The organism is Microbulbifer sp. S227A (assembly GCF_049800935.1).
Genome location: NZ_JBNAFZ010000014.1, coordinates 11,826 through 34,311 on the forward strand (window position 1 = coordinate 11,826; position 22,486 = coordinate 34,311).

Genomic DNA, 22,486 nt, shown 5'->3' on the forward strand with positions numbered 1-22,486 from the left:
GGCGCCGCCCTTGGCGTTGGATCAGTCCAGCAGACCGATCTCTTTCATGTAGGCCAGGTGCGCATCGAGCGCGGCCCGCGCCTCGGGCGACTTGGCGGCGGTCTCTTCCCAGGCCTGGGTGGCCAATGCGCGGAAGGCGTCGCGGTCTTCCTGCGACCAGTCGATCACCTCGATGTCAGGGTCGGCCTTGTCACGTTCGACCAGCGCCTTGTCTTCGGCATCCAGCGCGGCGAGCAGGTCGGCATAGGCGGCATAGAACCACCCCTCCAGCCCGGCCTGTGCCTCGGGGCTCAGATTGTCCCAGATGCGCTGGTTGACGGTGAACTGGTGCACCGCCATCGAGTGGATGCCGGGATGGAGCGGGTATTTGGCGATCTGGTGGAAACCGTTCTGGTCGTTGTTGACATAGGCGGACGCATCCGCAGCATCCACCACGCCCTTTTCGAGCGAAGTAAACACCTCGGAAAAGGGGATGTTTGACGGGCTGGCCCCGGCAAGGCGGAACACGGTTGCGGCAAGCCCTTCGGGCGAGCGGATCTTGAGCCCTTGAAGGTCATCGATACCCCGGATCGGCTTGGTCGAGACCAGCGCCTCTTTCGACACGGCACCGCAGCCGACGACGTGGATCATGCCGGGCAGGGTTGCGTCCCAGAGTTCTTGCAGTGCCTCTGCGCCGCCGCCCTCGCGGCAGAACTGTTGCACTTGCGCAGGCGTGTCGTAGCCCGCGATCAGATCGCCGAGAATGGCGAAGGCGGGATTGCGGCCCGAGAAATAGGCGATCGAGGTCAGGTCGCCCGACAAAACGCCGGCCGAGACGCCCTCGGGCGTCTCATTGCGCGGCATGACCGATCCGATGGGCAGGAATTCCACCGCCAGTTCTCCATTGGTCATCTCGGGCAGCTTGGCGACCCAGTTGTCGTTCATGTAGCCGAAGGAAAAGCCGCCCGACTGGGTCGAGGTCTGAACCTTGAGCGTTTCCTGTGCGCTGGCGGCGCCGCCGGCGATCAGGGCTGCCATGGCGGCGGCGATGAATTTCGATGACATGTGTCCTCCTCTGGTCCGTAGCGGACCCTTCGTGATTGTTCCGGCGACCGGCGGCGCGGGGCCTGAGTCGTTTCGGGTGTTGCTGTATAAAGCATCCCGTATTGCATCCGTCAATGCATACATTATTTTATTTGACGATGCATACTATGCTGGGCTATAGACTGGCCAAGCAAGGAGGCCGATGATGGCGCTTTTGACCAGAACCACCCGTGTGGGCGACGCCTGTGCACAGATCAGGGATGAGATTGGTGCCAACCGGATGGCCTCCGGATTTCAGGTGCCGGAGCCCGAGATCGCCCTGTGTCTTGGCATGAGCCGCACGCCGGTGCGCCTTTCGCCAACATCGTCAACGCGCCGCCAGCGAATGCTGGATATCCCTGAAAACTACCGGCTTTCGCAACTCTGACGACCCGGACAACACTGGAGAAGAACATGGCCAAGCAATTGAAGGTCGCCCTGATAAGAGGCGACGGTATCGGTATCGACGTGTCCGAGGCAACTGTTGAAGTGGTCACGGCCGCGCTGGCAAAGGTCGCTGCGCCGGAGCTTGAATATGACGAGATCCGCGCCGGCGCGGGCTGTTTTGCTGAGACCGGCAACGATATCGAGCCGGGCGGAGAGGAACGCGCGGGGGCGGCCGATGCAATTTTTTTGGGTGCCATTGGCCTTCCGTCGATCCGGCATGACGACGGCACCGAGATCAGCCCGCATCTGCGCCTGCGTGACCGTTTCGGCCTTTATGCCGGGGTGCGTCCCGTCAAGGCCTATCCCAATGCACCGCAGCGGCTGGCCGATCCGCGTGCCGCCGGGATCGATATGGTCATTCTGCGCGAATCCACCGAAGGTCTGTTCTATTCCGCCGCCGCCCATGGCCGTAGCGACATCCGCGGCGACGAAGAGGTGCGCGACACCCTGCGCATCACCCGGGCCACCACCGAGAAGCTGCACCGTTTTGCCTTTCGTCTCGCAGAAAAGCGCAAATCCCGTGGCCGGCCCGGTCATGTCACCTGCGTTGACAAGGCCAACGTCTTTGCCTCGATGGCCTTCTTTCGCAAGATCTTTGACGAGATCGCGCCGGATTTTCCCGAGATCGGCAAAGGGTATGCTTATGTTGACGCGCAGGCATTGAACCTGATCCGGGCACCTTGGGATGCGGATGTGCTGGTGATGGAGAACATGTTCGGCGATATCCTGTCGGATCTCGCCGGCGGGCTGGTCGGTGGCATGGGCATGGCCGCTTGCGCCGAGATCGGCGACGACAACGGCTTGTTCCAACCGGCTCATGGTTCGGCCCCCGACATCATGGGCCAGGACAAGGCCAATCCGCTGGCCGCGATTCTGTCCGGTGCCCTGATGCTGGACTATCTGGCCGAGAAGTCCGGCGAGGCGGTCTATGCAAGTGCCGCTGCGCTGATTGAAGGCGCGGTCGAGGCAGGGTTCGAGGCCAACCGCCTGCGGCCGATGGAATTCGGGGGTGACATGGGAACACGTGCCGTCACCGATGAGCTGCTGACGCTGATTGCCGAAGACACCAGGTCGGACGCAGCCTGAGGGGTGTTGTCACATCAACGCCCTTGCGCCGCCAAGCGCAAGGCTGTGCAAGGGCGTGACTCATCGATCCGGGAACAGTTGTTCCCATTCCGCAAGCGGGAACGGACGATGCCCGGATTACCTTGCGGGCAGGAAGTTCATGTGACGAAACCTTCAAGCCTGAGCCAGTAACGCGTGTATCGGCGTTCGCCAGTGCGGGTGAGGGCTCGGGTCTCGACAAGGGCCTGCAGAACCCTCGTGGCGGTCGCGGGTGATGTCCCGGTGATCGAGATATAGTTCTCGGCGCTCAGGCCACCCTTAAAACCATCTGGCCCTTGGCGGAACATCCGCTCGATTGCCTTGGCCTGCCGTTCGTTCAGCTTGTCGCGATGCAAATCATGAAGATGTGCCTTGGCAATGTAGAAGCGCACGCGATCCAGCGTGACCTGCTGCGCTGTCAGAACGGCCTCTGCAAACCACACCAGCCAGGGCGTGACATCCACTGTCTGGCTGTGGTTCGTCAGCGACCCATTCCAAATTCCGAAACGGGTTCTCTGTACCCGCATGTCACCGTGCCGCCCCCACGATCCGATATCATCGACTGACAGCATTCGACGCCCCCGGCGTTTTCGACGCTTGTGGTGAAACCACGTGACAACCTCCGGTGGGTCGCTTTGAGTTGCAGGTTGCCCGACACGAATTATTGTCGACCGGAGCGAACAAGGGAAAGGTGACCGATGACCGGGCGGATCAGCAATCGGCAGTTGCGCGCGTATCGAGCCATTGTGGCGACGGGAAGCGTCACAAGAGCGGCAGAAACATTGAACCTGTCCCAGCCGACAATCAGTCGGCAGATTTCGATGTTGGAAGATGCCATCGGCTTCAAGCTGTTTGAGAGGTTGGGCAATAACCGCCTGATCCCGTCCAAGCTTGGCGAGCGGTTCTACAACGAGGTCGAAGGCACCCTGCAAGGGTTGGAAGAGCTTCAGTGGATCGCCCGCGGGATTTCGACGAGCGAACGTGAACGGATCAGGATCAGTGCCACGCCGCCTGTTCTGAATTCGGACTTTTTTGTCGATGCACTGGACCGTTTCGCGCAGGATCACCCGGAAGTGGAATTGCGCGTTCAGTGGCATACACGTCCGCAGATCGAAGCCGCCGTGGTCGGACGCCGTGCCGATATCGGCGTCAGCGCCGGTCCGTCCGAGCATCCCGATCTGCAAGATACCCAGTTGCTAAGGTTGAATGCAGCCATGGCCGTTCCAAGAGGGCATCCGGCGGCCTCAAAGCCGGTTGTCACGCTGGAGGACATCACCATGCGTGAACTGTTGCTGGATCAGGGGCGGCCGATTGTGCCGCATATGGTGCATCCGGGTGCGGGCTGGCCAACCAATGCACCCGGCCAGATCGACATGCAGGTGTCGCTCAACGCCATGCGCCTTGTTTCCAAGGGCAACCGGGTCGCGATCTGCGAACCACTGAGCTGTGACTGGTTCGAAGCAACGGTTGCCTTTGTACCGTATGAGCCCGCCATCGAACTGATCTACGGGTGTTACCAGCTCGGTGACCGGGCCACCTCGGACGCCCAGACCGCTTTCGTGGCCCAATTGGTGGCCAGTGCCCACGAGTGGCAGGCGCGGCATCCACAGTTCCGAACCTGGTGATGTATTCATTTTTTGAATACAGGCGGTGAAAACTATCAATACAATAATGGCAGGCGCTGGATTAACCTTACCTTGAACGATGCGGCATGCACGGTCTGCGAGGCCGCTGGCACGCTACACTTCCAGGGAGGAGAAACATGTTTACCAGAGCAAAGGCCGCGCTGATCGGTGCATTGGCCGTGACGGTCGCGACTGTCGCGCAAGCCGGGGATTATCCAAGCAAGCCGATCAACGTGATTATTCCATTCCCCGCCGGCAGCAATCTGGACATCATCACGCGCATTCCAAACGAAGCGCTGTCCAAGGAGCTGGGCGTGCCGGTGAATTCGATCAACGTGCCGGGTGGCGGCACCGTGCCCGCGGTGATGAAGTTTCTCGGCGCGGAGGCCGATGGCTATACATTGTTGCGGTGGGTTGCGCCGACCTTGGTCACCAACCCCATCATGCGCGATGTTCCCTATGACCCGCGCGAAAGCATCGTACCGATCTTTCACGACGCCACGAATTCCAACGTGCTGTACGTCAAGGGTGACTCCGAATTCGAAACATTCCAGCAGTTTGTCGAGGCCGCCAAGTCACGGAAACTGTTGATCGGGATCAACGCCATCGGCGCTCCGCCGCATATGTCGGTGGCGCAATTGAACATGCTTTTCGATATCGAGCTACCGGTTCTCGCGCAAAAGTCCATTCCGAACTCGATGGCCGGTCTGATCGGCGGGCAGACGGATGCCGCCATCGGTCAGCTCAAGCAGCAGGAGGCCTATGGCGACGAGATTCGGGCGCTTGCCATACTTGACCGCCGCTTGCCGCATTTTGAGCGATACCTTCCCGGCATCAAGACAGCAGAGGAGCTGACCGGCCAACCCTCGGACAGCTGGATCAACGGTGGCTATGCCGTCAAGGCCGGTACGCCCCCCGAGATCATGGAACGGCTGGTCGCGGCTGCCGAAAAGGTCATGAACAACGACGCGTACAGGGCCTCGGTCGAAAAATACACAGTCCCGACATGGGTCGGTGGCGTCGAAGATACCAAGGCCTTGGTCGCGGAAGGCTGGCACCTGTACGAACCCATCATCACCCAACTTGGGCTGGCCCAAAAGTAGGTGATGCCTCCCGCGGGGCGCGTGTAATGCCATCGCGCGCGCCCCGCCCCTTTTTCCGTTTTTTTGCTGGAGGAGCCAATGACCATGCGGTTGGCGAACATGAGTTTTGCGGTTGTCTTGTTGGGCGTTGCGGTCACGATGATCTGGATCGCTGTTGGATTTGACAGCGCCGCCAGCGTTGGTTCAACGATGCTTGATTCCAATGTCTTTCCCATCGCGATGATGGGCGTCACGGCAGCGGGATGTGTGTTGTTGATCCTGCGCACCCCGCGTGACACGACGGCGGGTCCGCTGTTTTCAAACGGTGGAGCCCTGTTGCGCGTCATCGGACTGGCTGTTCTGCTGATGGGCGCATACCATGCCTGGGTGCCGCTGGGGTTCCATGTGATGTCGGCGCTGTTCGGCGTGATCTGCGCCGTCATCTTGCGGGCGCGAAGCTGGTGGGTCTATGCGATCGCGGCAGCGTTCGGACCCATCGCGGGCTTTGTCTTTGAAGCCGGCCTGGGCGTTCAACTGTAATGCCGGGCGATCTTACTGCGCTGGCCGCGGGTCTTGCGAACCTTTTCGACCCCCTGAGCCTTTTGCTCCTCGTGGGCGGGATCGTTCTGGGTCTTGTCATTGGCATACTGCCGGGGCTGGGCCCGCCGATTGCCATCGCTGTGGCGCTGCCTTTCACCTTTTACATGGATGCGGTTCCATCCCTGATGTTGCTGCTCGCGATCTATTCGGCGGCGACATATGGCGGCTCGATCTCGGCCATCGCATTGGGCATTCCCGGTACCGGGTCTGCCATGGCCACGGTGCTGGATGGGCACAGGATGTTCAAGAACGGCCAGGGCGGCGAGGCGCTTGGCCTGTCGCTGACGGCATCGATTATCGGGGGACTTTTCAGCGCCCTGGCGCTGGCGGTTCTGGCCCCCTTTCTGGCGAGTGTCGCGGTGCAGTTCGGCCCGCGCGAGTATCTCGCAATCTCGGTTTTCGGCTTGCTCGTTGTGGTGCGCGTTGCCGGAGATGATTGGGTCAAGGGCATGATCGCCGCCGCCATCGGACTGTTTTTGACGACATGGGGTGTGGACCCGGTGAACGGCACCACGCGGTATCTGTTTGGCAGCTGGCATCTGTACGAAGGGATGCCCTTTGTCCCCTTCCTGCTGGGCATCTTCGCGGTCTCGGAAATGTTCATCCAAGCCGAGCACAACCTGCGCGCCAGCAAGTTCGACTCCGACAGCCTGCGGGCACGGCTCCCCTCGCTTCCGGTGCTGAACCGTCTGAAAGGGCTGATCTTCCGTTCATCCGCCATTGGAACAATCATCGGCGTGATCCCCGGCGAAGGGGCAGCGGTGGGCGCCTTTTTCAGCTATTCCGAGGCCAAGCGCCGCTCGGACGCGCCCGAGAAATTCGGAACCGGCATTCCCGAAGGTATCGTCGCCCCCGAGACCGCCAACAATGCCACCATCGGCGGCGCGCTTGTGCCCACGCTGACCTTGGGTGTCCCGGGAAGCCCGGCCGCAGCGGTCCTGCTTGGCGCTTTCCTGATCCAGGGGCTGGTGCCCGGTCCCAAGCTCTTTGCCGATCGGCCCGACCTCATGTACTCCATCTTCCTGGGTCTCTTTGTCATCAACATCCTGATGATTTTCATCGGGCTCGTGACCATCCGCTTTGCCGCGAAAATCGTCGCCATCCCGTCTCAGATCGTGATCCCGTCGGTTCTGATCCTGTGTTTCCTGGGAACCTACAGTGTCACCGGCGACCTCTTTGGCATCCTGGTTATGATACTGGCGGGCATCTTTGGCTACCTGTTCCGCAAGCTGGGATTTCCCATCGCGCCATTGTCCATCGGCTTCGTGCTCGGCGAGATCCTGGAAACCGCGCTTCGCCAGTCCTTTGTTGTCTCAAGCGGCAACCTTGTCGGTGTGTTCAACACCCCGATCGCTCTGACGATCTATGGCATCCTTCTCGCCACGATCCTGTGGGAGCCGATCACCAAACGCCTGTTGAAAGGAAAAACCAGCAAATGACAGATCGTCCCAACATTCTGTGCATCTATGTCGACCAGTTGCGGTATGACGCCCTGGGTTGCACGGGCAATCCGGTGATCCGCACACCCAATATCGACCGGCTGGCGCTCGAGGGGATGCGGTTTGACCAAGCCTATGTCTCGACCCCGCTTTGCACGCCGTTCCGTGGATCGTTCCTGACCGGCAAATATGCCCATGCGGCGGGGGTGCATGCAAATCACTTTCCGATCCCGACAGATCAGAAATTCCTGCCCCATCATCTCGCCGAGGCGGGCTATCACACCGGCTACATCGGCAAGTGGCATCTCTATGGCGGTCCCAAGCCGGGTTTTGTGCCGCCGGGTCCGGATCGCTGCGGGTTCGAGACTTTTGTGGGGTTCAACCGTGGGCACGAATATGATCGTTCGATCTATTTCTACGACGACCCGACACCGCATCATTGTCCGCGTCACGAGCCGGACTTCCAGACCGATCAGGTCATCGACTTCATGGGGCGTGCCCAAACGGCCAGGGATCGTCCCTTCTTTGCCTATATCTGCCTGGGTCCACCGCATCACCCGATGCGAGTCCCCGAGCATTGGAAGACACTTTACCGCCCGGAAGAGGTGCCACTGCCCAAGGGCGTGCCCGATCCGGACCTGCAACGCAAGGTACAGGCCGAGATCGTCGCGCAGGATTTCGGAGGCGATCCGACCAATGCCGACAGCAGCCATATCGACTATCGCCGCGTGCCTGCGGGGGATCCCGAGACCGAGGCCGAAATCCGCCAATACGTGGCTGAATATTATGGCATGATCGCCAACGTGGATTGGAACATTGGCCGAATTCTGGATTGGCTGGACGCCAAAGACCTCGCCAAAGACACGTTCGTGCTGTTTTTCAGCGATCATGGCGACATGCTGGGCCAGCACGGTTACTATTGCGGCAACAAGCGTGTGGCCTATCGCGGCGCCATGCATGTGCCTGTCATCGCGCGCTGGCCGGGACGGATCGCGGCGCGAAGTAGATCGGACTCGATGGTCGATCTGTCGGTTGATGCGATGCCCACGCTTCTGGACCTCGCCGGTGCTCCCCCTGCCAATGACGTTATGGGTGAAAGCCTGGCACCGATCCTGTTCGGCGACAATGCGGCGGGACACCAGGCGGTTTTCTACCAGCTGATGTTGCAAACCGGCGGGCTGGAAGGCGACGTGCACCCGCGCGCTCTGCGCGGTTGTCGCAGCAAGGATTGGCTGTATGTGCGCGACAGGTACGGCGCGAGGATGCTGTTTGATCTGAAGGCCGACCCGAACGAAGACAACAATCTTGTGAACAGGCGCGAGTACGCCGGCATCCAGCTTGGTCTCGACACCTGGGTTCTTGATCGCATGACCGAGACCGGCGACGACTGGGACAAGGAGCATGCCTTTCCGCCCCCCGATTTTGTCACGCACAAGAATGCCGCCAAAGAACATGGTAGACTGCTTGCAAATGCGATTGTCGAAATTGCCCCGCGATCCAGACACCAAGGATCAGCGGACGCCATGTGATGCCGATCACCGGACGGTGCTGCATGAAGACCGTTCGGGCCGGTTCCTCGCCGCGCGATCTCGGGCCATCACCCGTGGCCTTGCGCCAGGCCGTTCCGCCGCCTTCATGGTCAGGCCAGGATGTCCGCTCGAAACGGGGCCAGCTCAGGGTCCAATGGCGATCCGGCCTGCAAATGGCTGCCTGTAGAAGCTTTACAAGCCGGCTGTTCCATTTTATCGGGGACCTACGCAGGGGAGTCCCGCCTATGGGACTGAGAGGCTGAAAGGGTGAAAACCCGGTGATGCGACCCTTTGAACCTGACCCAGTTGACACTGGCGTAGGAAGCTAAGGTTGCATTGCCGCAAGAGGCCTCTGCAACCTGAACAGAAGGTGCACTCCGCCTTTGCCTCCTCCCCAAACTCATCTGGTGTCTTTTTGAGACTTGAGCTTGAGGAGCGCCAAAATGAACGTGCCAAATCCGAAAATCACCACGGGTGAATTGCCCGCATCGCGCAAGATCTATGTTGCCGGCGAATTGCATTCCGACATCCGCGTGCCCATGCGCGAAATCTCAACCCATCCAACAGCGGGAGAAGCACCGCTGCCGGTTTATGACAGTTCGGGCCCCTATACCGATCCGAATGTGCTGACGGATATCAAACAGGGTCTGGCACCCCTGCGCGCTGAATGGATCCGGGCGCGCGGGGATGTCCAGGCCTATGACGGGCGCGAGATCACCGATGCCGACAATGGCTTTGTTCAGGGCGACAAGCTGACGCCGGAATTTCCGGTCAAATCGCGCCCGCTGCGGGGCAAGGACGGGGCGGCGCCGACCCAGCTGGCCTATGCCCGGGCCGGGATCACTACGCCGGAAATGGAATTTGTCGCCATTCGCGAAAACCAACTGCGTGAAACCTCTCCGTGTCACCGGGATGGCAATGACTTCGGAGCCAACATTCCAGATTACGTGACACCGGAATTTGTGCGCAGCGAAATTGCCGCCGGGCGCGCCATCCTTCCCAATAACGTCAATCATCCGGAATCCGAGCCGATGATCATTGGCCGCAATTTCCTGGTCAAGATCAATGCCAATATGGGCACATCGGCCGTGACCTCTTCGATGGAGGAAGAAGTCGACAAGCTGGTCTGGGCCATTCGCTGGGGCGCGGATACGGTGATGGACCTGAGTACCGGGCGCAATATCCATAACACCCGCGAATGGATCATCCGCAACAGCCCGGTGCCGATTGGCACGGTTCCGATGTATCAGGCGTTGGAAAAGGTCAATGGCATCGCCGAGGACCTGACTTGGGAGGTGTTCCGCGACACGCTGATCGAACAGGCGGAGCAGGGTGTCGATTATTTCACCATCCATGCCGGGGTACGCCTTCATATGGTGCCGATGACGGTCGACCGGGTCACCGGGATCGTGTCGCGCGGGGGGTCGATCATGGCCAAATGGTGCCTGCATCACCACAAGGAGAGCTTCCTCTACGAGCATTTCGACGAGATCTGCGACATCTGCCGCAAATATGACGTGAGCTTCTCGCTGGGCGACGGGTTGCGTCCGGGCTCGATTGCCGATGCCAATGACGAGGCGCAATTTGCCGAGTTGGAAACCCTGGGCGAATTGACCAGGATCGCCTGGGCCAAGGATTGTCAGGTGATGATCGAAGGGCCGGGCCATGTTGCCATGCACAAGATCAAGGAAAACATGGACAAGCAGCTTGAGTGTTGCCACGAGGCGCCGTTTTACACGCTTGGGCCGCTCACGACCGATATCGCGCCGGGCTATGACCATATCACCAGCGGCATCGGCGCGGCGATGATCGGTTGGTTCGGCTGTGCGATGCTGTGCTATGTGACGCCCAAGGAGCATCTGGGCCTGCCCGATCGCGACGACGTGAAAACCGGGGTGATCACCTATAAAATTGCCGCCCACGCCGCCGATCTGGCCAAGGGTCTGCCGGGGGCGCAGCGCCGCGATGATGCGCTGTCGCGCGCGCGGTTCGAATTCCGCTGGGAAGATCAGTTCAACCTGTCGCTTGACCCGGATACCGCGCGGGAATTCCATGACCAGACCCTGCCCAAACAGGCGCACAAGGTGGCGCATTTCTGTTCCATGTGCGGTCCCAAATTCTGTTCGATGCGGATCAGCCACGACATTCGCGCCGAAGCCCAGAAAGAAGGGATGGAGGCCATGGCCGCCAAGTTCCGCGAGGGGGGCGATCTTTACATGCCCGTCGAAGAACCGGGTGAATGATCGCGATTGCGGGGTCGGTTTGACCGGCCCCGCTTGGGCCTGGGAGCCTGCCCGCGCTGCTGGTGGCTTCTGGCACCGTCGTAGGAACAAGAGGTGATTTCGCCGGGCGCTCGCGCGATTGGTTCATGGGCGGGGATCACCCCGGTCACGCGGCCGCCCCATCCGAGTGCGCGCATGGATCGGTGCCATGTCACGTCTGGGGCAGCTGGAAACGCCCATGCGCCCAGTCCCCGGCGGCCCAGGCCACTTTGGCGGCGTCGATCTTGTCCTGGCTTGAGGCGACGAAATTCCACCAGACATGTCTGGAGCCGTTCAGGGTTGCGCCCCCCAGCAAGACCAGCCGCGCACCCGCCGCGCCGGACTCCAAAACCGCCCAGATCACGACTTCGGGGAATGATGGCCGCGGCACCGCAGGCGGTGGATGTTCTGGCGTTGATCCTGGCCTACTCGCCGGGCGCTGTTGGCGGAAATGTCGTTGATCGCCCTGGCCATGGGGCGCGAAGTCGCCTTGTTGGCCTTCCACCATATCTTGAGAGTATTCGGGCCCTTGCTGGCCGCGCTGGCGGTTTCTCCGGGCGCGGTGATGTTGCCGATGAAACGCGAAATGCAGTATCGCTTCGCCGCGACTTGCGCTTAGCCATCGGGCTATGGAATGGTGCTGTACCAAGCGAGCTCGGGGCTGCGCCCTCGTGGGCCAAGGCAGACCGCGAGGCCAGATGCCAGCAAGATGGAAGATTTCTGATGCGCCGCGACACCCAGCTTATCCTTTGCCCGGTCAACCTTCGCCACGCAAAGGCCAATTTCAACGCCTATGACGAAGCGGTCGCGATGGCCAAGCGCCGAGGCGCAAAGCTGTTGCTTGCCACCATTGCACCGGAAATGGAGCGCAATCTGAATGTTCATGATTCCGTGGCCTACTGGACGCAGCAGCTCAGGACCTTCGTGGCCGAGCACCCGGCGGATGGCGTTGCATTGGAAACCGTTGTGCGCACGGGGGCGGTGCATCGTCAGATCGTCAAGCTGGCGAGCGAGCGTAATGTCGATGTCATTGTCATGGAATCGGCGAATCCGAAGGTGCAGGATTACCTTCTGGGCACCACGGCCAGCCACGTCGTGACACATGCCAGGTGTTCCGTATTTGTCGTGCGCGGTCAGGATGTGACCTGACGCTGCCGGCCGCCCGCGCGTTGCAGGGGCCGGCAGGGTGATCTGACGGTATCAGATCTTCTTGTATTCCGAGCGCAGCGCCAGCCAGAGGCAGTAGCACATGATCAGCACGACCAGCGTAAAGGGAATGCCCATCGACACGGCCGCGCCCTGAAGGGCGTTCAGGCCGCCGCCCAGGAGCAACGCGATGGCCACCAGCCCTTCGAGGGTACACCACCACACCCGCTGGATCACCGGCGCGTCCAGCTTGCCGCCGGCGGTGATCGTATCGATCACGAGCGAGCCGGAATCCGAGGAGGTGACAAAGAAGATCACGATCAGGATCAGCGAGATCGGGGCCACGATGGAATAGAGCGGCAATTCCTTGAGAAAGCCGAACAGCGCGCCCTCGGGGGCGTAGCTGTCGATCACGGTGGCCTTGACGCCTTCGGCACCGCCGGCATTCAGCATGTCGATCGCCGCGCCGCCAAAGGTCGACATCCAGAGCGCACAGACCGCCGTGGGCGCAATCAGGGCGCAGATGACGAACTCCCGCACGGTGCGGCCCCGCGAAATCCGCGCGATGAACATGCCGACAAACGGCGACCACGCGATCCACCACGCCCAGTAGAAGGTTGTCCAGCCGTGGAAAAAGCTGGTGTCTTCCCGTCCGAACGGATTGGACAAAGCCGGCAGCAACGTCACGTAATCGACCATCACCGAGAAATAGCGCGTGATGGCCGTGCCGACTCCGGTGACGACGATCACGAAGATGAACAGCCCGACGGCCATGACCATGTTGATCTCGGACAGGCGTTTCACCCCGGCATCCATGCCCATCAGGACCGACCCCAGGGCAATGGCGGTGATGCCAACGATCAGAAGAACGGTCACGGTGGGCGAGGGGGCGATGCCGAACACCTCGTTCAGGCCGGCCGCCACCTGCTGGGCGCCAAGCCCGAGCGACGTGGTCAGGCCGAACAGCGTGGCAAACACCGCCAGCGTGTCGATGACATGGCCCCAGAACCCCCAGATGCGTTCGCCCAGAAGCGGAAAGAACGCCGAGCGCAGGGTCAGTGGCAGGTTCAGGTTATAGGCAAAGATCGCGAGCGACAGGCCCACCGCCGCATAGACCGCCCAGCCTTCGAGCCCCCAGTGGTGAATGGTGCCGACAACGCCGATATATTCGTTTCCGGGTTCGGTGATGTCGATGCCAAGTGGCCGCGCGCCGCCGTTTTCGGAAAAATTGTAATAGACCGGTTCGAGCACCCCGAAAAACAGCAGGCCGATGCCGATGCCCGCCGCGAACATCATGGCAATCCAGCCGGCATAGGAATAGTCGGGTTTGGCGTCCTTGCCGCCAATCCGGACCTTGCCCACCGGCAGCACGATGAGCGCCAGACAGAACAGGGTGATCGCATCGACAGAGAGAACGAGGAACCAGTCGAACGTGCTGGTCAGCCAAGGGCGCAGCCAGCCAAAGAATGCGGCGGACGCTTCCTGATTGATCAGGGCCGCGATCACGAAGCCGAGGATCAGGAGGCCGGATACAATGAAGACCGGGTTGTGAATGTCCAGCCCAAGAGGCCGGATGTTGTCTTGTCCCAGTTCGTATTCGGTCTCGAAATCCCAGACCCTTGGGTCAGGATCGACTGTCTTGTTGGTTTCCGTGTCTGACATGTGACCTCCAGTTCGGTGACTTGTGGTTCTACGGGTTTCACCCGTCGCGGCATGGTCTGTTCCCCAGTTAATCAGACTTAGGCGTGAAAATCTCCTGCAAAATCAGCGGCGGGTTGCATCATCGGGCGTTTGGGCCACATATCCCGCTCGAGTCCCCGTCCCGCGCGCTGCCCGGCGGGGCCTGCGGTCGCGATCAATATTCGCAATACGAGGCGCTGGCCTTGCGATGCGCTTCCAGCGCCTTGATCCGGTCCAGTTCGATCGCGCCGCCTTCTGCGACGACGGTGGCGAGCATCATCTCGACAAGGGCCATCATCGCGGTGATCGAGGGGTAATAATGCGGGCTCTGGGTGCCGGCGCAGAAAGTGAACTCGGCATGTTCGGTCAGCGGTGAGCTGGGCCGGTCGGTCATGGCAACCACATGTGCCCCCCGTGCGCGGACGAATCTCATCGCCTCGATCGTGCGGGTGGCGCAGGGGTTGACGCCAAAGCCGATGACAACGTCCTGCCCTGTGACCTGGCTCAGCCCTTCGGCGGCGACCGCGAATTCCGTCCCGACCAGCCGCAGGTTGGGCAGGATCATCGACCCCGTGGTTTTCATGATGCTGGCCAGCCAGAACAGCGAACCGGATCCGACGAGATATACCGCCGGGGCCTCTCGCATCAATCGGGCGACCCGGGACAGGTGTTGAAGGTTGGCTTCGTTCAGCGTGCCCGCCAGGTTGTCGGTGGACGCCGCCAGCATCTCTTGGGTCAGCGTCGTGCGGCTGGTGTCGCTGGCGTTCTGGTGGCGCAGGGCCCCCGCGCGCGCGCCAAAGCCCGTGGTCAGCAGCTTGTCCTGAAAGCAGGCCTTGAAATCATCATAGCTGTCAAAGCCCATCTGCCGGGCCAGCCGCAGCATCGTGGTCGAGGTCACGCCAACCTCAGCCGCGGCCGAGCGCATCGAATTGAGCGCGATCCGGTCCGGCGTATCAAGCGCATAGCGCGCGGCCAGGGCGAGCTTTTTGGGCAGGCCGGGCAACTCTTTCTGAAGTTTTTCTAGAATGTCCATCAGGCCCCCGACATGTCAGCAAAAGCAGCAAACGATACTTTTTAAGCGCGCGCAAGTCGGCGAAATCGAAAAAAGGACCGTTTGATATATTTTCACTTGTAAAAAATATCAAACGGTGCAGACTGATCTCGATTCGAAGCAGATGGTCCAATATGTCACACTACTCAGCTTTCTCCGTGTTTCGTCACGCCCTGAGCGGGAACAAATCCTGGTCACGTGCCTGGCGCGACCCCGAACCCAAACCGGAATATGATGTGCTGATCGTCGGCGGCGGCGGTCATGGTCTGGCCACGGCCTATTATCTGGCCAAGGAACACGGCATCAAGAATGTCGCGGTTGTCGAAAAGGGCTGGCTTGGCGGTGGCAATACCGGCCGGAACACCACCATCGTGCGCTCGAACTACATGATGCCGGGCAATACGATGTTCTACGAGCGGTCGATGAAGCTGTGGGAAAACCTCAGCCAGGACCTGAATTATAACGTCATGATCTCGCAGCGCGGGCAGTATAACCTCTGCCACTCACCGGGACAGATGGATGCGGCGCGCCGGCGCGGGAACATCATGCGCGCCAATGGCATCGACGCCGAGTTGTTCGACCGTGACGAGGTCAGGCGCCGCTTGCCCTATCTCGACTATTCCGGGAACGCGCGTTTTCCGATCCACGGTGCGATCTATCAAAGCCGTGCGGGCACCGCGCGCCATGACGCGGTTGCCTGGGGATATGCACGCGGCGCGGACCGGCATGGCGTCGATATCCTGCAACAGCGCGAAGTCACCGGCTATCTCTGGGAAGGTGGCAAGATCGTCGGCGTGCAAACCAGCCGGGGCGAGATCCGCGCCAGGAAGGTGGCGCTTTGTGTGGCGGGTCATTCCGGTCATCTGGCGAAGATGGCCGGTCTGCGCCTGCCGGTGGAAACCCACAGCCTTCAAGCCTTTGTCAGCGAACCCTATAAGCCGCTCGTCGATACGGTGATCAGCTTTGGCGCCGCGCATTTCTACATCAGCCAATCCGACAAGGGCGGGCTGGTGATGGGGGGCGATCTGGACATGTACAATTCCTACGCCCAACGCGGCGGCTTGCCGATCGTGGAGCACACGCTGGCCAGCGCCAAGGCGCTGATGCCCTGCCTGTCGCGGCTCAAGCTGCTGCGCCACTGGGCGGGGGTCATGGACATGTCGATGGACGGCTCGCCCTTTATCACCAGGACCCCGGTGGACGGGCTCTATCTGAATGGCGGCTGGTGCTATGGCGGGTTCAAGGCCACGCCCGCGAGCGGCTGGTGTTTCGCCTGGACCATTGCCAAGGACGAACCGCACCCGGACAATTCGGAATTCACGCTCGACCGGTTCGACCGTGGCTATCAGATCGATGAAAAGGGCGTCGGCCCGCAACCCAATGCACATTGAGGCACGGAAATGATCAGGATCAACTGCCCGATCTGTGGGCTCCGCCCGGAAACCGAATTCACCTATGGCGCGGACGCGACCCAGGAGCGCCCGGCGATGGATGAAACGGCGGCGCAGCCATGGCTGGATTATGTGTTCAACCGCGACAATCCCCGCGGCTGGCACAGGGAATACTGGCATCACGTTCAGGGGTGCCGGCAATGGGTGGTGCTGGCGCGCAATACCCTGACCCATGAAACCGGCGATTGCATCCTCGCACGGGACGCCGGGGCAACGCCCACCAACACGACGGAGGCGGCGGAATGAAACGCCTTGCAACCGGCGGCCGGATCGACCGCGCCACCCCCATCACCGTTTCCTTTGACGGACAGAAACTGCCGGCGTATCAGGGCGACAGCCTGGGTTCGGCCATGCTTGCGGGCGGCGTGTCGCTTGTCGGGCGCAGCTTCAAGTATCACCGCCCCCGGGGCATCTATTCCGCTGGCACCGAAGAACCCGGCGCGATGGTGCATCTGCGCGATGGCAACCGGCACGAGCCAAACGCCCGCGCCACCGTCACCGAAGCGTTCGACGGCCTGACCGCCACCAGCCAGAATGCCTGGCCCAGCCTGAAATTCGATATCGGTGCCGTCAACAACCTGATGTCGCCCTTCTTTAGCGCCGGGTTCTATTACAAGACCTTCATCGGCCCGTTCAAACACTCCACCCGTTTCTGGATGATGTGCGAAACCTTTATCCGCAAGGCCGCAGGGATGGGGCGCGGCAGCTATGAGCCGGACCCGGACCAGTATGAAAAGCGCCATGCCTTTTGCGACGTTCTGGTCATCGGCGGCGGTGTTGCCGGGCTTGCCGCCGCGCTGGCCGCAGGCCGGGCCGGGGCACAGGTTTTGCTGGTCGAGCAGGACACCCATCTTGGCGGGGCCATCCTGTCCGAGCCGGTCGGCGGCGCGGGCGATCAATGGCTGGAGCAGGTTCAGGACGAACTCGCGGCCATGAACAACGTGCAAATCCTCACGCGAACAACGGCGGTCGGGGCCTATGATGGTGACACCTATGCCCTGATCGAGCGCGTCTCGGATCACCTGCCCGCGCCGCAAAACCATCAGGTGCGCCAGCGCTATTGGCAGGTTCAGGCCAGGCGCTCGGTTCTGGCCAGCGGTGCCATCGAACGGCCCATGGTTTTTGGTGGCAATGACAAACCCGGCGTCATGCTGAGCGGCGCGGCGCGGACCTATCTCAATCGCTATGCGGTCCTGGCGGGGGAGACGATCATCGTTCTGACCAATAATGACAGCGCCTATGCAAGTGCCGCCGATCTGGCCGATGCCGGGGCCAGCGTGACCCTTGTGGATGTGCGTCAGACCGTCAGTTCCGAGATCACGGCGCAGGCCACCGCCAAGGGCGTATCCCTCCTCTTGGGGCACGCGGTCCTTGAGGCGCGTGGCAAGGGCAAGGTCTGCGGGGCGGTGGTGGTGCCCGTCGACGGGAAAGGCCATGCCAAGGGCCGCGAAAAGACCCTGTCCTGCGATCTGATTGCAACCTCCGCCGGGTGGTCGCCCTCGGTTCATCTGTGGTCGCATCGTTATGGCAAGCCGGTTTTCGTCGACGAGGCCGCGTGTTTCGTCCCGGCCCCGAACGCGGCCAATCCGATGCAGGCGGCGGGGCTTGTGATGGCGGCCGGATCGGTGGACGAAATCATCCGGCAAGGCTTTGCCGTGGGTGCCGAAGCCGCCGCAAGGGCCGGGGCCGACCAATCACCGGGGCAAGCGCCGCCCAGCTATGCGACCGGCGCATTCTGGCCGTCGAATTTCGATCCGACATGGGCGATTTTCGATCGCAATGGCAAGAGCCGCGGCAAGGCGTTTGTAGACTTCCAGCATGACGTCAAGATCAGTGATATCGATCAGGCGCATCTTGAGGGCTATGTCTCGGTCGAGCATCTGAAACGCTATACCACCCTCGGGATGGCCACCGATCAGGGCAAGCTGAGCAACATCAACGCGCTGTCACGCATGGCGAACCTGCGCGACAAACCCATCCCCGAGGTTGGCACCACCACCTTCCGTCCCCCCTTTACCCCGGTTGCGATCGGGGCGCTGGTTGGGCACGAGCATGGCCGCCACTTCCGCCCGGTCCGCCTGTCCCCGATCCATCACTGGCATGTGGATCACGGTGCCCGGATGACCGAGGCCGGGGCGTGGATGCGGCCGTGGTATTATCCCCAAGGCGACGAAGACCTGAAACGCGCCTATATCCGCGAGGCCACGCATGTGCGGGCGCATGTGGGCATGGTCGATGTCTCGACCCTCGGCAAGATCGCCGTGCAGGGCCCGGATGCCGCCGAATTCCTCAACCGGATGTATGTCAACGGCTGGAAGACCCTGCAAATCGGGCGGTTGCGCTATGGCGTGATGCTGCGCGAAGACGGGTTTGTCATGGATGACGGCGCAACCGCGCGGCTGGGCGAGCATGAGTATTTCATGTCGACCACAACCACCAACGCCGCCAGGGTGCTGGCCTTTGCCGAGCACCTGCTACAGACCGCTTGGCGCGATCTCAGGGTGCATGTGACCTCGGTCACCGATCAATGGGCGGCGATTGCCGTGGCGGGGCCGAATGCGCGCGCGCTCCTGAGCGAGGTGTCCGATGCCGATCTTGGCAAAGAGGCCCTGCCCAACAATCATTTTACCCATGCGACGGTTGGCGGCGTCGATATCCGCATCCACCGCATGTCCTATTCCGGCGAGCTGGCCTACGAGCTTTACATCCCGGCGGGCTTTGGCCAGCATGTCTGGCAAACGCTCCATGACGCGGGCCGGGACTTCGATCTCAGGCCCTATGGCACCGAATCCATGGGCGCATTGCGGATCGAAAAGGGGCATGTTGCCGGCCCCGAACTGGACGGTCGCACCACGATGAAAGATCTGGGCCTTGAGGGGTTCGCCTCGTCCAGGAAACCGTTTGTCGGATCGGTTCTGCGCAAACGCGCAGTGCTCGAAGACCCCGCGCGGCCAACCCTTGTCGGCCTCGAAATCGAGGGCGCGGAGGGCGCGAAAGCGGGCTCTCTCCTGTTCCCGGCCACGGGCGAGACCAAGGGCCATGGCGAGGGGTGGGTTTCCTCCACCACCTACTCCCCAGCCCTTGGCAGGAACATCGCGCTGGCGCTGTTGAAAAACGGCACCACGCGCAAGGGCGAAACGGTCCGCGTGGTGAACTTTGTGGGTAACCAGACCCTGACCGCCAAGGTCGTGTCGCATCATTTCTATGACCCATCAGGAGAGCGTCAGAATGCCTGAACTGCTATCTGCCCTGCACCGCAAGACCATCCCCGGACGCCACGGCGCCACGGGGGGCGAGGCAATCACCCTGGGCACCCGGCCCCTGCAAGGCCTCTGGCAGCTGGCCGGGTGGGATGATTTCGACGCCGCCGCGAAACCGGCGCTGGACCATCTGGGTCTGGACGGCTTGGGCGATTACAGGACCGCCCGGGCCGGTGAACGCGGCACCGCGTGGCGCATCGCCCCTGACAGGATGCTGATCGAAACCCATGCGGATCTGTCGGGTTTCGGCTCGGAAAACCTTGCCGTTCTCGATCTTGGCCATGCCCGCACGGTCATAACCCTGCAAGGCGAGGCCGCGCGCACGCTCCTGTCCCAGGTGGTTGCGGTCGATGTTTCCGCCACGGCCCTTGCCCCCGGCATGTTCCTGCAAACCGGGCTGCATCACGTGGGCGTCCTGATCCAGTGCACGGGCGCGCAGAGTTTTGACATCCTTGCCCCCGCGACCTGGGCCGAAAGCGTCTGGGATGTGTTGTACGACAATGCGCTGCCCCACGGCATCCGGGTTCCGGAGGCCGCATGACAGCACCGGTCGCGCGACACTTTGCCGATTTCGCCTACGCCGGGACGGACCCGCCCGCCAAGGTGATCCATCAGGCCAACCGGGCCATTCTGGATACGCTGGGCGTGATCGCGGCCGGTGCGGCGCATCCCACGACACGGGCGGTCGCCACCACCCATCCGGATCGAAACGGCGCGGCCACACTGGCCATCGGCGGGCAGGCCCCGGCCGAGACCGCCGCGCTGATCAATGGCACGGCCGCCCATGTCTGGGATTTCGACGACACGTCCTATACCGGTATCATGCATGGTTCGGCGGTGATCCTGCCTACGGTTCTGGCGCTTGCCGCCGAGATGCGGGCCGAGGCCGACCTGCAACGGCACGCCTTCATTGTCGGTTCTGAAATCACCTATGTCCTCGCGGATATCTGCACCCATGACCACTATTTCAAAGGCTGGTGGAGCACGGTCACCCTTGGCCTTGTCGGGGCCACGGCGGCGGCGGGTGTGCTCTTGGGTCTGGGCCGTGATGCGATGCAATCGGCCATCGGGCTGGCGGCAGCGGCGGCGGGCGGCGGCAAGGTCGTGTTCGGAAACGACGCCAAGCCCTTTCTGGTCGGCGAGGCCGCGCGGCGCGCGATCACATTCGCGCGCATGGCCGGGGCGGGGCTCAGCGGCCCGCAAGAGGCATTCGAGGATTCGCGCGGTTTCCTGGCGTTGCTCAATGGCGGTCAGTCAAAGCTCTCTGAGTTGGAAACACTGGGAAAACGCTGGCGTCTGGTCGAGCCGGGCCTGCTCTTCAAGACCAACCCGGTGTGCTCGGCGGCGCAGGCCGCGATCGAGCAGACCCATGGCCTCTTGCGGGAACTGAACGCCACGTCGGGCGATATCGAGACCATCCGCGCGGAAGTTCCCGATCTGGTCCATATCAGCCTGGTCTATCCCGATCCCCAAACCCCCGCCGAGGCGCAGTTCAGCCTGCCTTTTGCGGTGGCCTGCGCGGCACTTTATGGCAAGGTCCGGTTTGAGGATCTCTTGCCCGGTGCCCAGCAGACGCCGGAGAAAAAGGAGCTGATGGCCCGCGTGCAGACCGAGATTGCCGAAGATCTTTCGACGGACGAGGCCCGACAGGCCCATCCCGAAAGCGCGCGGATCACCCTGACCCTCAGGGACGGGCGCGCGGCGCGCGGGTTCTGCGGCGTGCCGCGCGGGATGCCCGACAACCCGCAAAGCGACGCGGAACTTATTTCGAAATTCGATGCCGCCATCACCCATGGCGGGCGCAAGGGCGCGATCGAAACCGGGCTGGGCGGAAACCCGGCCCAAACATTTGCCCGGATTGTAAACCGGGCAAACCACAACACGGAGGAAGACCAATGAAAAAACTACTGGGACTGACGACAGCCCTGATGACCAGCGTTTCGGCGGTGGCGACATCGGCGGCGGAATGCAGCAATGACACATGGAACCAGGTGATGTCCTCGGGCACGCTGACGGTCGGGGTCAAGGCCGACTACAAGCCCTGGGGCTTTCGCGACACCAATGGCGACCTTGTCGGCATGGAGATCGACATGGCCAGGGATGTGGCCGAAACCATGGGCGTCGAACTGGAACTGGTGTCGGTGCAATCGTCCAACCGCATGCAATTCCTGGAACAGGGCAAGATCGACCTGATGATCGCCACCATGTCCGACCGGGCAGACCGCCGCGAGATCGTGGGTGTGGTCGGTCCGAACTATTACACGTCGGGCACCAATATCCTGGCGCCGGATGCGCTGGAATTCACCGAATGGGAACAATTGCGCGGCAAGCCGGTCTGCGGCAAGCAGGGCGCGTTCTATAACCAGATCGTCGAAGAGCGCTATGGTGCGGAAGTCATCGCCTTTACCGGCAATGCCGAGGCCAAGCAGGCGCTGCGCGACAAGAAATGCGTGGCCTTTGTCTATGACGACAGCTCGATCATGGCCGATCTCGCCTCGGGCGATTGGGACGGGTTCGGCATGCCGATGCCCACCGAGGACGACAATCCCTGGGCGCTGGCGGTTCCCAAGGCGGAACAGGATTGCGTCTTTGGGCGGTTCATGTCCGGGATGCAGTATAACTGGCACAAGGACGGCACGCTGATCGCGCTGGAAGAGAAATGGGGCATCCAGTCCACCGCCTTTGTGCAGCGCGAGCATGACCGCTTCCAGGACTGGCTGTCCGAGTAACACCCGGCCCTTGGCCCGCG

21 protein-coding genes are annotated in these 22,486 nt (G+C 61.8%); 16 read left to right on the plus strand and 5 right to left on the minus strand.

Annotated elements, in window-relative coordinates; translation table 11 throughout:
* Positions 1 to 21 precede the first annotated feature (21 nt).
* Positions 22 to 1,044 (minus strand): TRAP transporter substrate-binding protein DctP, encoded by a 1,023-nt coding sequence (gene dctP / locus ACP15R_RS22715; protein ID WP_424988285.1) that lies wholly within the window; start codon positions 1,042 to 1,044, stop codon positions 22 to 24.
* Positions 1,045 to 1,228: 184 nt separating this feature from the next.
* On the opposite strand from dctP, the gene ACP15R_RS22720 reads away from it, so the two are divergent.
* Positions 1,229 to 1,450 carry a hypothetical protein gene (locus ACP15R_RS22720; RefSeq protein WP_424988286.1) on the plus strand — a complete coding sequence of 74 codons (222 nt, stop codon included), beginning with the start codon at positions 1,229 to 1,231 and terminating at the stop codon, positions 1,448 to 1,450.
* A gap of 26 nt (positions 1,451 to 1,476) precedes the next feature.
* Entirely contained in the window at positions 1,477 to 2,595 is a 1,119-nt protein-coding gene (locus tag ACP15R_RS22725) for an isocitrate/isopropylmalate dehydrogenase family protein (RefSeq protein ID WP_424988287.1), read from the plus strand.
* 137 nt (positions 2,596 to 2,732) lie between these two features.
* Here the strand turns inward: ACP15R_RS22725 and ACP15R_RS22730 are convergent, their stop codons facing one another.
* Positions 2,733 to 3,185: a hypothetical protein gene (locus ACP15R_RS22730; RefSeq protein ID WP_424988288.1), complete on the minus strand. Its 453-nt coding sequence runs from the start codon at positions 3,183 to 3,185 to the stop codon at positions 2,733 to 2,735.
* A 126-nt stretch (positions 3,186 to 3,311) separates the two neighbouring features.
* Between ACP15R_RS22730 and ACP15R_RS22735 the strand changes: the two genes are divergently transcribed.
* The 6 genes from ACP15R_RS22735 to thiC all read left to right on the plus strand — a co-directional run bounded on the left by ACP15R_RS22735 (position 3,312) and on the right by thiC (position 11,131).
* The gene (locus tag ACP15R_RS22735; RefSeq protein ID WP_424988289.1) at positions 3,312 to 4,238 is read left to right on the plus strand and encodes a LysR family transcriptional regulator; all 927 of its coding nucleotides are present in this window, start codon (positions 3,312 to 3,314) and stop codon (positions 4,236 to 4,238) included.
* A gap of 137 nt (positions 4,239 to 4,375) precedes the next feature.
* Positions 4,376 to 5,341: a Bug family tripartite tricarboxylate transporter substrate binding protein gene (locus ACP15R_RS22740; protein WP_424988290.1), complete on the plus strand. Its 966-nt coding sequence runs from the start codon at positions 4,376 to 4,378 to the stop codon at positions 5,339 to 5,341.
* Positions 5,342 to 5,419: 78 nt separating this feature from the next.
* Positions 5,420 to 5,860 carry a tripartite tricarboxylate transporter TctB family protein gene (locus tag ACP15R_RS22745; protein WP_424988291.1) on the plus strand — a complete coding sequence of 147 codons (441 nt, stop codon included), beginning with the start codon at positions 5,420 to 5,422 and terminating at the stop codon, positions 5,858 to 5,860.
* Positions 5,860 to 7,359 carry a tripartite tricarboxylate transporter permease gene (locus ACP15R_RS22750; protein ID WP_424988292.1) on the plus strand — a complete coding sequence of 500 codons (1,500 nt, stop codon included), beginning with the start codon at positions 5,860 to 5,862 and terminating at the stop codon, positions 7,357 to 7,359. Before ACP15R_RS22745 ends, ACP15R_RS22750 begins: the two co-directional genes overlap by 1 nt.
* On the plus strand, positions 7,356 to 8,888 hold the full coding sequence (locus tag ACP15R_RS22755) for a sulfatase family protein (RefSeq protein WP_424988293.1): 1,533 nt from the start codon (positions 7,356 to 7,358) through the stop codon (positions 8,886 to 8,888). The genes ACP15R_RS22750 and ACP15R_RS22755 overlap by 4 nt, the downstream gene beginning before the upstream one ends.
* A gap of 443 nt (positions 8,889 to 9,331) precedes the next feature.
* The gene (gene thiC / locus ACP15R_RS22760; protein ID WP_424988294.1) at positions 9,332 to 11,131 is read left to right on the plus strand and encodes a phosphomethylpyrimidine synthase ThiC; all 1,800 of its coding nucleotides are present in this window, start codon (positions 9,332 to 9,334) and stop codon (positions 11,129 to 11,131) included.
* 190 nt (positions 11,132 to 11,321) lie between these two features.
* Here the strand turns inward: thiC and ACP15R_RS22765 are convergent, their stop codons facing one another.
* Complete coding sequence (locus ACP15R_RS22765) at positions 11,322 to 11,513, minus strand: pirin-like C-terminal cupin domain-containing protein (RefSeq protein ID WP_424988295.1); 192 nt, start codon at positions 11,511 to 11,513, stop codon at positions 11,322 to 11,324.
* Positions 11,514 to 11,606: 93 nt separating this feature from the next.
* Here ACP15R_RS22765 and ACP15R_RS22770 point away from each other — a divergent pair, with 93 nt between their 5' ends.
* Positions 11,607 to 11,768 (plus strand): hypothetical protein, encoded by a 162-nt coding sequence (locus ACP15R_RS22770; protein WP_424988296.1) that lies wholly within the window; start codon positions 11,607 to 11,609, stop codon positions 11,766 to 11,768.
* 104 nt (positions 11,769 to 11,872) lie between these two features.
* Positions 11,873 to 12,298 (plus strand): universal stress protein, encoded by a 426-nt coding sequence (locus tag ACP15R_RS22775; protein ID WP_424988297.1) that lies wholly within the window; start codon positions 11,873 to 11,875, stop codon positions 12,296 to 12,298.
* 51 nt (positions 12,299 to 12,349) lie between these two features.
* On the opposite strand, the gene ACP15R_RS22780 is transcribed toward ACP15R_RS22775, so the two are convergent.
* Together ACP15R_RS22780 and ACP15R_RS22785 are read right to left on the minus strand one after the other, a co-directional pair.
* Complete coding sequence (locus tag ACP15R_RS22780; protein WP_424988298.1) at positions 12,350 to 13,957, minus strand: BCCT family transporter; 1,608 nt, start codon at positions 13,955 to 13,957, stop codon at positions 12,350 to 12,352.
* A 193-nt stretch (positions 13,958 to 14,150) separates the two neighbouring features.
* Positions 14,151 to 15,008 carry a MurR/RpiR family transcriptional regulator gene (locus ACP15R_RS22785; RefSeq protein WP_424988299.1) on the minus strand — a complete coding sequence of 286 codons (858 nt, stop codon included), beginning with the start codon at positions 15,006 to 15,008 and terminating at the stop codon, positions 14,151 to 14,153.
* Between the two features lie 152 nt (positions 15,009 to 15,160).
* Between ACP15R_RS22785 and ACP15R_RS22790 the strand changes: the two genes are divergently transcribed.
* Genes ACP15R_RS22790 through ACP15R_RS22815 form a run of 6 tightly spaced genes read left to right on the plus strand, consistent with a single transcriptional unit; the run spans position 15,161 to position 22,466 of the window.
* Positions 15,161 to 16,417 carry a sarcosine oxidase subunit beta family protein gene (locus ACP15R_RS22790; RefSeq protein WP_424988300.1) on the plus strand — a complete coding sequence of 419 codons (1,257 nt, stop codon included), beginning with the start codon at positions 15,161 to 15,163 and terminating at the stop codon, positions 16,415 to 16,417.
* A gap of 9 nt (positions 16,418 to 16,426) precedes the next feature.
* Entirely contained in the window at positions 16,427 to 16,723 is a 297-nt protein-coding gene (locus tag ACP15R_RS22795) for a sarcosine oxidase subunit delta (protein WP_424988301.1), read from the plus strand.
* Positions 16,720 to 19,713: a sarcosine oxidase subunit alpha family protein gene (locus ACP15R_RS22800; protein WP_424988302.1), complete on the plus strand. Its 2,994-nt coding sequence runs from the start codon at positions 16,720 to 16,722 to the stop codon at positions 19,711 to 19,713. Before ACP15R_RS22795 ends, ACP15R_RS22800 begins: the two co-directional genes overlap by 4 nt.
* Entirely contained in the window at positions 19,706 to 20,278 is a 573-nt protein-coding gene (locus ACP15R_RS22805; RefSeq protein ID WP_424988303.1) for a sarcosine oxidase subunit gamma, read from the plus strand. Before ACP15R_RS22800 ends, ACP15R_RS22805 begins: the two co-directional genes overlap by 8 nt.
* Complete coding sequence (locus ACP15R_RS22810; protein WP_424988304.1) at positions 20,275 to 21,636, plus strand: MmgE/PrpD family protein; 1,362 nt, start codon at positions 20,275 to 20,277, stop codon at positions 21,634 to 21,636. The genes ACP15R_RS22805 and ACP15R_RS22810 overlap by 4 nt, the downstream gene beginning before the upstream one ends.
* On the plus strand, positions 21,633 to 22,466 hold the full coding sequence (locus tag ACP15R_RS22815; protein WP_424988305.1) for a transporter substrate-binding domain-containing protein: 834 nt from the start codon (positions 21,633 to 21,635) through the stop codon (positions 22,464 to 22,466). The genes ACP15R_RS22810 and ACP15R_RS22815 overlap by 4 nt, the downstream gene beginning before the upstream one ends.
* The last annotated feature ends 20 nt before the right edge of the window (positions 22,467 to 22,486 follow it).